Here is a 10,880-nt window from a genome sequence, read left to right as displayed (position 1 = left end):
GGAGCCGTACGTGTCCCCGGAGATGACCGCCGCCCTGGACCGGCTGCACGCCCACCCGTGGATCGCCGCCGCAGCCCACGACGGCACCGGCTTGCAGATCCGGCTGCGGCCCGAAGCCACCGCGGTCCGGCCCGGCCTGGGGCCGCTGGTACGCGAATACCTGGATCACTGGGCCGAGGTGTACGACTACACGTACGCGGCGGGAGCGGGCACCGGTGACACCCTGGCGGGATGGCGCGCCTCCGACACCGGGGAGCCGCTGCCCGTCGCGCACATGACCGAATGGGTCGAGCGCACCGTCGAACTGGTGCTCGCCACGCGGCCACGGCACGTCCTGGAGCTGGGCTGCGGAACCGGGCTGCTCGCCGACCGGCTGTACCCGCACCTGGCCGGCTATGTCGGCACCGACGTCGCTGAGGACATGGTGCGCCGGCACGAGCAGCGGGCCAGGCCGGGGCAGGTCTTCCTCAGCGCCGGCGCACACGAGTCGAGTTCCGGGCAGGTGCGGCGGGCCCTCGACCGGGCCGGTGTCCCCACCGCCGGACCGGACTGCGTCCTCGTCAACTCCGTCACGCAGTGCTTCCCCGATGTCGCCTATCTCAGCCGGGTGGTGCAGGACGCGGTCCGGCTCGTCGCACCCGGCGGGGTGGTGATCGTGGGCGACAACCGGCACGCCGGTCTGCTGGACGCCTACTGCCGCTGGCTGGAACGCGCCGCCGACCCGGAGGCGACCGACTCCGTGATCACCGAGCGCGCCCGAGCCCGAGCCGACCGCGACGACGAACTCAACTTCGACCCCGCCGTACTCGCCCGCGCCGCGATGGGCAGCGGCCGCGACGTGCGCATCGCCGCCTATCCGAAGACCATGACCGCCGACACCGAGTTGACCCGCTACCGCTTCGACGCGGTCCTCCACGTCGAAGCGGCCGACGCCTGCGTCCCGCCCGCCGCCCATAACTGGGCCGGAATGGACGATGCCCGCGCGATGATCGCCGAGGGCCGGCCGATCCGCATCGGCGGCATCCCCAACCGGCTCCTGGTGAACGCCGCCGACGCCGTCACCGCTCACCAGCTGCGTACCGCTCTGGCCGGAGCCGACGTCGCGGTGGTGCTGGACCAGTCCGATCCTGCCGCTCTCGCGCTCGTCGCTCCCGCGGCCGCTGCCTTCACCTCGGTCGCTTCCGCGCCCGGCCGCGCCCATGAGCCGTTCACCGCCTTCGTACGCCGCCGCGTCGGCGAGGCCACGCGGGCGATGCTCCGGCAGGCGGGCGCCAATACGCGGGGACTGCGGCTCACCGTCGACCGTGGCGTTCCGGCCGATCGCATCGCGGCCGCTGCCGCCCGTGCGGTCGACCCGCACGACGCCGAGCGTCTGCCGGTCTTTCTCCAGGAGCTCGACCGCATCGCCCGGCTGGCCATGGCCGACACCCTTGCCGGCGCGGACCTGTGCACCGGACCGTCCGGCGACGACGAGGAGAAGATCGCGGCCGCGCTGGCCATCGCGCCGAGACATCAATGGATCATGCGCCGCTGGCTCGCGGTTCTCGTTGATGCCGGCATGCTCAGCACCGACGGTCACCGCTACCACGATCTGCGTGCACCGGGACGGACGGCTCTGGTCGCGGCCGTCGACGGCATCGACGACGCTCGCCGGGGCCTGCACTACCCGCCCGAACTCACCCGGTTCTTCCAGACCGCGGTGCAGTACCTGCCCGCACTGTTGCGTGACGAGGTCAGCCTGCAGGCGCTGCTGTTCGCAGACGGCGAGACCGGCACCGCCGAAGGCGCCTACCGGGACAACGCCGTCAACCGTTACGTCAACGCCGCCACGGCCGAAGCGTTGCGCTGGGCAGCGCAATGGCGTCCCGCCGACCGGCCGCTACGGGTTCTGGAAGTGGGGGCCGGGGTCGGCGGTACCACCGTGGACGTCCTCGACGCGCTGCGCGAGACTCCCCTGGACTACCTGTTCACCGATGTCTCGGCGTTCTTCCTCACCGACGCCCGGCGCCGGTTCGCCGACCGCGCCGGCCTACGGTACGGGCGGTTCGACATCAACACGGACATCCTCGCGCAGGACGTCGGCGAGGGCACACTCGATGTCGTGCTCGCCGCCAACGTGCTGCACAACGCCGTCGACATCGCCGCAACCCTGCGCGGTTTCCGGCGCCTGCTGCAGCCCGGTGGTGTGCTCCTGTTCGTGGAGACCACGCGCGAGATGCACCAGATCCTGACGTCCATGCAGTTCCTGATGTCGGCCCGGCCGGGCGGGCAGCGGCCGGGTGACCGGGACAGGCGGGCGGGAACCGGCCAGATCTTCCTCGACGAGACGCAGTGGCGGGCCGAGCTGGACGACGCCGGCTTCAGCCAGATCGTCTCCGTTCCCGGCCCGGACCATCCGTTGCATCCGGTCGGCGTCCAACTCTTCGCCGCCACCACCTGAGTACGACCTGCGCGCCAGTCAGCGAGAGGGCAGGGCCAGCTCGCTGACCCAGGGGTCGCCCGCCAACTCTCTGGCGACCGTTTGGGGGTTCAATGCCTCCGAGGCATAGTGCGCGCCGGGTGCGACGGCACCGGCGGCCACCTCGCGTGCCGCGATGGCCGCCACCACCCCGCTGAGCGGGTACGAGTCCGGTGTCCTCAGCAGCACCCGACGAGGCACCAGGCCGGACCCGGCCGGCGGACGGGCGTACGCCAAAACCGCGTAGTGACGTCCGTGGTCCTCGACATCGCGCCGCGCCGCCTGCACGATCGCGGCAGCGTGCGCCTCCGGCGACTCGTCGTCGTCGGCCCACGCGGTCGCGAAGGCCCGCGGCAGGTTGTCCGTCGCGTACACGGTGTAGTTGCGCAGTTCGGAAAGCCCGGCCGCCGACGCCAGACCGATCATCTCGGTGGACAGGAACGGTACGGCGTGCACCCGCCCGTGGAAGCCGGGCAGCGTGATGGAACGCAGCGGCGCCAGGCTGTGCTGCGCCACCTGTCCGTCGCGCCACACCGCCAGCGCGTGCCCGAACTTCGGCCCCCGGGTCAGCAGCGCGTCCACTGCGGAAGCCGCGCTGATCTCCACCGACCCGCCGACATACACGTCGAGGCGGGCCACCGGGCTGCCGTCCAGCAGCAGCCGTGGCAGGAGCCCGGAGAGGCCGGGCATCAGCCCGGCGGAGAAGACAGCCGCGTGCTGCGAAAGACCGGCCGGTGGATCCTGGGTGAGAGCCTCCACCGCCACCAAGTCACCCGCCGCGTCCACGTAGCCCGCACCTGCTGACAGGGCAGCCCGAGCGACCCGGTCGAGAATCCGGTACGACGGCCCGGCACAGTTGAGCACCACCGAGCAGCCCGCGCAGAACGCCTCGAGCGAGGCGTCATCGAACAGGTCGACGCGCACAGCAGTCGATCCGTTCGCCTCGGCGACCTCGCCGGCCCGGTCGAGATCACGCCCACCGACCCGGACGGGGAGCCCGAAGCCACGCAGCCGTTCGACGGCGGTCCGGCCGACCGTGCCGGCACCACCGAGCACGCCGACGGAGCCCGTCATCGCGCGGCACCCGCGCGGCTAACCGCGGCCAGCCCGGCCACCGTGGGGTCGGCGAGGAAGTCGCGCACCGGCACGGTGACTCCCGCCTCCTTGGCCAGCCCGGCCAGGGCCCGTACGGCGAGCAGGGAGTCGCCGCCGAGATCGAAGAAGCTGGCGCTGCGGTCGAGCACCGGCGTGTCCAGCAGTTCTTCCCACAGCATGGCGATCGTCTGCTCGAGTTCGGTTGCGGGCGGGCCGTCGGCGGCACCGGGACGGTCGTCGGCGTACTGCCCCAGCCGCAGGCCGGTCCGGTCGCTGTCCGGCTCCGTGGGTAGGTCGACCGGCCGGTCCCAGCCCTCGCCGTCGGCGAGGCTGCCGACCAGCGCCACCAGTTCGGCGTAGGCGGCGTCCACCTGCGCGGCGTCGAACAGCTCTTCCACCAGCGAGAACACGATGGCCAGCGATCCCCGTAGCTCGTAGAACCGGGCTTCCAGCGCCACCTGGGGGGTACGCAGCTGATGGAAGAAGTCGTCCATGCCCAGCTCACCCAACGGCCCGGCGGCGTCGGGCTGCTGAGCGCCCATGGCGGCGTCCATGCCGAGCGTGCTCTGGAACACCACCGGGGCGACCGGCCGATGGGTGCCGCGCCGCCGGCCGAGCTCCCGGGACACCTCGACACCGGTCACCAGTGCGTGCCCGGAATACTCGGTGAACCGCCGTTGTGCCTGGGTGACCAGTTGCGTGAACGTCGAGCCGGGTGCGAGTTCGGTGGGCAGCAGCATGGTCGAGGCGAAGGCCCCGAAGACGCGATGCACGTCGGGATGCAGCGGCAGCCGGTTGAGCTGCAGGGAGTTCAGCAGGAGGCGGTGGTGGCCGGCCCACCGGGCGATGGTGATCGCGAAGGCGGTGAACATCGCGGTCGACGGGGTGACGTCGTGCGCGGCGCACCGGTCGCGCAGCGCGGCCCAGCGGCCGGGCGACAGGTACTGCTCCCGGTTGGCCATCGTCGTGGCACGGACCTCCCGGGGGTCGGCTGCCAGCGGCAGCGCCGGGGGCTGCGGCAGGGTGTCCAGGCGCGACCACCACCAGTCGCGGTCGCCGGCCCAGGCATCACTCTGGGGGAGGGCCTGCACCGACGCGACGTAGTCGTCGAAGTCCATGTCCAGCGGGGCGGGCACGGCGTTCCAGTCGGCGCTCAGTTCGAGCAGTTCCCGGTTGAGCAGCGTGGCGGACCATCCGTCGAACAACAGCAGGCTCATGTTCGTGTGGAGCCGGCCCCTGCCGTCGGGCAGCAGTGTCAGCCGGACGTCGAGTCCGGGACTGTGGGTCGGGTCGGGCCCGTTCGCGATCATTTCCGCGCGCAGCCGGGCCAGACTCTCGGACGCTGTCTCGATCGATGCGTTGCGCAGGTCGTACACCTGCGGCTCGGGGACGGCCGCGGGGGCGTCGAGCGGCAGGATGTGCTGCATGCCGTCGGAGGTGACCCGGGCCCGCAGCATCGGCTGGTGCTCGGCGAGGCGCCGCAGGGCGTCGGCGAGGGCTTCAGCGGCCTCGTCGCTGTCCATGTTCCGCAACGCGACATCGCTGTAGAAGTGCGCGGACTCGTACGACAGCTCCCAGCCGCCCTGCTGGCCGACGAAGTATCCCTGTTGCAGGGGAAGTAGCGCGAACGGGCTCGCCTTGTCGGCACGCCGCCGCAGGTCGACCGGCAACGCCCGGGCCGCGGTGCCGCCGGCTGACCTTCTGCCTACGAGCCCGGCCAGCTCCGACACCGTCGACTCGGCACCCACATCGGCCAGCGCGAGCACCACGCCCAGGCGTTTGCGGATGAGTGCGGCCATGCGGACCGCCAGGACCGAGTCTCCGCCCAGACGCAGGAACGACACCTCGGGCTCGATGGTGCGCGAGGGCACGCCGAGCAGTTCCGACCAGATTTCGGTGAGGGCCGGGACGGGATCGCCCTGGGGGGCGAGGGTGCCGAGTGACATCGAGAGGCTCCTCGTGGGTCGGGTGCGTATTGGGCGGGCACGGAGACAGGACGTAGCGTACACCGGCATGAATGTCATTTTCGATAGCGTGGATGATGTGGACGGTGGTCGGTGATCACGTCCCTGGTCCCGGTATCAGTGGCGGTGGTGGAACAGTTCGAGGACATCCTGGGCGAAGAGCCGTTCCCCGGCGAGGAGGACCTGATCGCCGGTGCGCTCGACAGTCGGCGACGGGAGTTCGTCACAGCCCGCCGCTGTGCCCGGCAGGCCTGGAACAACTGGGGCATGCGGCCGCACCGCTCACATCGGGGCCGTGCCGCGAGCCGCTCTGGCCGCCCGGCATCGTGGGTAGCATCACGCACTGCTCCGGCTACCGGGCGGCTGCGGTGGCCCCACGGACGGCCCTGGCGGGACTCGGTATCGACGCCGAACCGCACGCCTCGCTGCCTGGCGACGTCGAGGAGTCGGTGACAGGCCCCGCCGAACGGGCGCGTCTGCGGGAACTGGAGGTCGCCGTGCCGCGGGTGCACTGGGGTCGCGTCCTGTTCAGCGCTAAGGAGGAGATCAAGGAAGGCGCGGGCGAGGTTGCTCCGCACCTCACCCCACCCACGCTGCTGCGCCCGCCGAGCGGCCAACGCCTTGTCGTACGCCGCCCTGAGCTCCTCGTCGGTGGCGCCGTGGCGCTGCTCGTCCTCGTCAAGGGAATCCACGAACTCGTCGGCGTCGTCCTCGCCACGCACGACCCAGTCCCAGATCTCGTTCTCAATCTCCCCACGGCCCGGATCCGCGATCCGCTCGGCCAGGAACCGCACGCCTTCAGGGCGATCGTTGTAGATCCAACCAGTCACGGCGACGATCCTTTAGCCACCTACGACAGCCTGAGACGGATCAGGAGCCGGGCCGGCGGTAGCGGACCCGGGGCCGGCCGTCAGCCGCCGTGTCGACGTCCGCCCGTACCCGGTATGCCTGCGCGATCCGGTCTGCGGTGAGCACCTCGGCGGGCGCACCCGCCGCGACCACTCGGCCGGCGTGCAACAGCACCAGCCGGTCGCAGTACTGTGCGGCCAGGTTGAGATCGTGCAGGGTCACCACGACGGTGGTCGCCGACTCCGAGAGGAACTGCAACAGGTCCAGCTGGTGCCGGATGTCCAGGTGGTTCGTCGGCTCGTCGAGCAGCAGCAGGTCCGGCTCCTGAACCAGGGCGCGGGCCAGGTCCACTCGCTGCCGCTCCCCACCTGACAGGGTGGACCAGCGCCGCTGCTCGAACCCGGCCAGACCGGCCTCGGCGAGCGCGTGCCGGGCCAGGGCCACATCGGCAGCGGCGACACCGGCGAGACGTGGGCGGTACGGGATTCGGCCCAACAGGACCACCTCCAGGGCGGACATCTCCACGTCGGTGACCGCCTGCTGGGTGACCACCGCGATCCGCCGGGACAGTGCGCGCCGAGACAGCGCGCTCAACGCGACGTCGTCGAGGAGCACCAGCCCGGAGTCGGGTCGCGCCAGCCCGGCCAGCAGCCGCAGCAGGCTCGACTTGCCTGAGCCGTTCGGCCCGAGCAGTCCGACCGTGGCACCCGGCTCGGCGGTGAGCGCCACCTCGGCCAGAATCCGCACGCCGGCTACGCCCCATCCGATCTGGTCCGCGCGCAGCAGAGCCGGACGCGGGCCCGTGACGTGCCCGCGGCCGTCCCGGCCGTCTCGGGTTGCCCGCCCGCCGCCGGTGGGCTCCCAGCCGGTCACGGCGTAGCCGTCCGGCGCAGCATGACCAGGGCGAACACCGGCACGCCGAGCAGTGCGGTGAGCACACCCACCGGCAGTTCCTGCGGCGAGAACACGGTCCGCGCCGCGGTGTCCGCCCAGATCAGGAAGGTCGCGCCGGTGACCGCGCAGGCGGGTAGCAGCGTGCGGTGCCCGGAACCGATCATGAACCGTACCGCGTGCGGCACCGTCAATCCGACGAACCCGATCGCCCCGCTCGCCGCGACCAGCGTGGCCGCCACCAACGCGGTGACGCCGAACAGCAGCAGCCGGGTTCGCCCGGTGGAGAAGCCGAGCGATCGTGCGGTGTCGGTGCCGAACGCGAAGGCGTCCAGCGCCGTCGCGGCGGCCCAACAGACCAGCAGGCCAACGCCGGTCACCACGGCGCACAGCGCCACCGCCGGCCATGAGGCCGCGGTCAGCGAACCGAGCAGCCAGAATGTCACGCTGCGGGTGTCCTGGGTGTGCGCGTCGGAGATCACGATCAGGCTGGTCACCGCATTGAACAGCTGTGAGACGGCCACCCCGGCGAGCACGATGCGGGTCGGCTCGACGGCTCGTCGACCTGCCAGCAGCAGCACCGCGCCGAACGCGGCCAGGCTGCCGGCGAACGCGCCGGTGGTCAGGCCGACGGGGCTTGCGCCGACGTGGATTCCGAGCACCAGCACCGCCACCGCGCCGGTGGAGGCGCCGGAGGAGACGCCGAGCAGGAACGGGTCGGCCAGCGGGTTACGGGTCAGCGCCTGCAGCACCGCGCCGCACACGGCCAGGCCGGCACCGACCAACGCGGCCAGCAGCACCCGGGGCAGCCGCAGGTCCCACACGATGCTGTCCGGCAGCGGCAGCAGCGGGCGGGCCGGCAGGCCCAGATGGGTGCCCACGGAACGCAGTACGTCGGCGGCGGAGAGATCGGCCGAGCCCACGGCGACCGCTGCCGCGATGCTGGTGAGCAACAGGAACACGGCCAGCGGCAGGACGTACCGGCCACCCGGCCGCCAGGTGCCGGCAGGGGTGAACGAGGCTCGCCTCGCCCCGGCACCGGAATCGGGTGCCGGGGCGAGGGATGGTGCGACCGGTGGGCTCATCGGCGGGCGAACACCACGTAGTCGTCGAGGTACTGCCAGACGGTGCCGACCTCGGCGAAGCCTGCCGTACGCAGTGCCGCGAGGTGAAACTCCAGCGGGGCCAGGGCCTGCGGCGGCCGGTCGGCGAACCGCCGTTCCCGCTCGGCGGCCAGTCCCGCCAGTTCCGGATGACGGGCCGCCTCGGCGTACCAGTCGGAGTAGTTGAGCGCGCCGGCGGCGAACGTCTCCTCTTGCACTCGCTCGTCGTGCCGGCGGGCGATGTCGCTCAGCGTGGGAGCCGACCCGTCGTACCGGAGGTGGTCCGCGTTCAGCAGCACACCACCGGCCGGCAGCAGCCGAGCGGCGGCGGTGTAGACGCGCAGCAGCTGTGCCGGTGAGAGCCAGTGCAGCGCGGTCGAGCTGAGTACGGCGTCGATCCTCCTCCCGGCCAGCGCCTTCTCCCAGTCCTCGGTCGCCAGGTCCACGTCGCGCACCTCGGCCCGGGAGCCGTACCGATCGAGCGCACCCTGGGCCACCGTCAGCAGCATCGGGTCGTAGTCGACCGCGACAGCGGCGGCCTGCGGGAAGCCGGCCAGTACCCGGTCGCTGATCGCGCCGGGACCGCAGGCCAGGTCCAGGATCGTCAGGTCGTCCGGGCAGTGCAGCCGCAGCACGTCGAACATCGCCTCGAACCGCAGGTCACGGTGGGCCACGTACGCGGACTGCTGGTTGTCCCAGAGCTGGAGCAGGCGCCGGGCGGCCGCCTGATCCAGCGCCCCGGCGGCCCGCACGCCGGCGTCGGCGGTATCCCGCGCGGTCATCGGACGAACCCGCGCAGGCCCGCGGCGACCAGTTCGGCCGCCTCGACGCTGCGGATCGACGGATCCATCGACGATCCGGACACCGTGATGATCCGTCCGCCGGCCACCGCGTCCAGCTTGGACGTCACCGGGTTGCGGCGCAGAAAGTCGATCTTCGACTGGGCGCTGTCGCCGTCGCCGCCCCGGGTCAGGTCGGCCACCACGATCACATCCGGGTTGCGTCTGGCGATCTCCTCCCAGTTGCCGGCGGGCCACTTCTGGCTGACATCGGTGAACGCGTTGCGAGCTCCGAGAAGCGAGCTGACCGCGTCCGGTACGCCTCCGTGCCCGGCCACGTACGGAGTGGTGGTGCCGGAGTAGTACCAGAGCAGGGAGGGGCCTGAGCCTGGCTGTCCGGTAGCGCTCGGCACAGCCGTGTGGACCCGCTGCCCGGCGGTGTCCAGCCGGCCCTGCTGTTCGCGGATCAGCTTCTCACCCCGCTCCGGTACGTCGAAGACGGTCGCGATGTCGCGGATCTCGCTGAAGATCCTGTCGAAGCTCACCGTCGGGACCGCGTCCGCCGCGTTCTCGCAGGCGAATGGGGAGAGGTACGCGGGCACGCCGAGCTTGACCAGGTCGGCGCGGGAGCCGGCGGCGTCCGGGGCGTATGCGGACGAGTAGGTCGAGTAGACGAAGTCCGGGTTCGCCGCTCGGACCGCTTCCCGCGACGGGTACAGCTTGGCCAGTACCGGCACCTGTTCGTACGCCGACCGCAACTGGGGCAGCACCGGGTCGGTCTGGTAGCTGGTGCCGACCATCCGGTCGGCGAGACCGAGGCTGAGCATGATCTCGGTGGCGTTCTGTTCCAGCGTTATCGAACGCTTGGGCGGCGCGCCGATGCCGAGGGGAAGCCCGCAGTTGGTCAGCTGGACCGGGCTGGCCGGACCGGTCGGACCGCTCGGTGTGGCGGCCTCGCTACCGGAACAGCCGGTGGCGGCCAACACCACACACAGTCCAGCGGTAATAAAAACCGTTTTCATGACCGGGAAGAGTAGCAGTGGCTCGTCGAGGAATCGGCAGGTAGGGGCACCGACGTACACGGAAGCACCTTGCGAACGGCACGGCGCCGTGGCCAGTTCGTCCCGGTGCTGGCCGGTATCCGGGTGCCCAGGCCCGACGGTGGCAGGCCGCGTACCCGTCCGAATCGGGTGCTGGCGGACAAGGCCTACAGTTCGCGGGCCAACCGTGAGTACCTGCGTCGTCGGGGTATCAAGGCGACCATTCCGATCAAGGTCGACCAGGCGGCCAGCCGGCGGAAGAAGGGTTCCAAGGGCGGCCGGCCGCCGGTGTTTGACCCGGTGACCTACCAGCAGCGTCACGCGGTGGAGTTGGCATCAACCGGCTTAAGCGGCACCGCGGGGTAGCGACTCGGTACGACAAGCTCGCCGTCCGCTACGAGGCCACCGTGCACGTCGCAGCGATCAACGAGTGGCTACCCCGCTCCTGAAACGAGGCCTAGAGCAGGTCTGGAGGCGGCCCCCATCCCTGCCGCGGACCTCTACATCTTCGGCGGCGCGGCCGTGGCTGGCACCGTCCAGCTTTTCTCTCGCTGATCCTGTTCGTCGGGGATGGCGGGTGGCCAGTCGAGGGTTTCGGGGTCGATACTGGCCCTGGAAGCGTGCGGCCAACGTGCCGTACCTGGTGGAAGGGGTGGTGGCGGCTGAGGTGACGGCGGGGAATTGTGAGCGGCAACTTGTGG

Annotated in this window: 7 protein-coding genes and 2 pseudogenes; 3 read left to right on the top strand and 6 right to left on the bottom strand. The window is 71.4% G+C overall.

Annotated features, from left to right (window positions below; genetic code table 11):
- The first annotated feature begins 10 nt into the window (after window positions 1–10).
- On the top strand, window positions 11–2,440 hold the full coding sequence (locus tag ACGF5G_RS31855) for a methyltransferase (RefSeq protein ID WP_393269690.1): 2,430 nt from the start codon (window positions 11–13) through the stop codon (window positions 2,438–2,440).
- A gap of 18 nt (window positions 2,441–2,458) precedes the next feature.
- On the opposite strand, the gene ACGF5G_RS31850 is transcribed toward ACGF5G_RS31855, so the two are convergent.
- Together ACGF5G_RS31850 and ACGF5G_RS31845 are read right to left on the bottom strand one after the other, a co-directional pair.
- A complete protein-coding gene (locus ACGF5G_RS31850) occupies window positions 2,459–3,532 on the bottom strand; it encodes a saccharopine dehydrogenase NADP-binding domain-containing protein (protein ID WP_393269687.1) in 1,074 nt (357 codons plus the stop codon).
- Entirely contained in the window at window positions 3,529–5,499 is a 1,971-nt protein-coding gene (locus ACGF5G_RS31845) for a phosphopantetheine-binding protein (RefSeq protein WP_393269685.1), read from the bottom strand. Before ACGF5G_RS31845 ends, ACGF5G_RS31850 begins: the two co-directional genes overlap by 4 nt.
- A 111-nt stretch (window positions 5,500–5,610) precedes the next feature.
- Here ACGF5G_RS31845 and ACGF5G_RS31840 point away from each other — a divergent pair.
- Window positions 5,611–6,488, top strand: a pseudogene (locus tag ACGF5G_RS31840) (4'-phosphopantetheinyl transferase).
- On the opposite strand, the gene ACGF5G_RS31835 reads toward ACGF5G_RS31840, so the two are convergent.
- From ACGF5G_RS31835 to ACGF5G_RS31820, 4 genes are all read right to left on the bottom strand, one after another.
- Complete coding sequence (locus ACGF5G_RS31835; RefSeq protein ID WP_393269683.1) at window positions 6,388–7,113, bottom strand: ABC transporter ATP-binding protein; 726 nt, start codon at window positions 7,111–7,113, stop codon at window positions 6,388–6,390. The pseudogene ACGF5G_RS31840 and the gene ACGF5G_RS31835 overlap by 101 nt on opposite strands.
- 122 nt (window positions 7,114–7,235) lie before the next feature.
- The gene (locus ACGF5G_RS31830; protein ID WP_393269680.1) at window positions 7,236–8,342 is read right to left on the bottom strand and encodes a FecCD family ABC transporter permease; all 1,107 of its coding nucleotides are present in this window, start codon (window positions 8,340–8,342) and stop codon (window positions 7,236–7,238) included.
- Window positions 8,339–9,142, bottom strand: a complete 804-nt coding sequence (locus ACGF5G_RS31825; protein ID WP_393269678.1) for a class I SAM-dependent methyltransferase — start codon at window positions 9,140–9,142, stop codon at window positions 8,339–8,341. Before ACGF5G_RS31825 ends, ACGF5G_RS31830 begins: the two co-directional genes overlap by 4 nt.
- On the bottom strand, window positions 9,139–10,161 hold the full coding sequence (locus ACGF5G_RS31820) for an ABC transporter substrate-binding protein (protein WP_393269675.1): 1,023 nt from the start codon (window positions 10,159–10,161) through the stop codon (window positions 9,139–9,141). Before ACGF5G_RS31820 ends, ACGF5G_RS31825 begins: the two co-directional genes overlap by 4 nt.
- Window positions 10,162–10,254: 93 nt before the next feature.
- On the opposite strand from ACGF5G_RS31820, the pseudogene ACGF5G_RS31815 reads away from it, so the two are divergent.
- A pseudogene (locus ACGF5G_RS31815) lies at window positions 10,255–10,628 on the top strand (transposase); the annotation flags it as partial.
- Window positions 10,629–10,880: the final 252 nt, after the last annotated feature.

It is taken from the genome of Micromonospora sp. NPDC047730 (assembly GCF_043204765.1).
Taxonomy (GTDB): Bacteria; Actinomycetota; Actinomycetes; order Mycobacteriales; family Micromonosporaceae; genus Micromonospora.
This window is presented reverse-complemented; position numbering and strand designations above follow the sequence as displayed.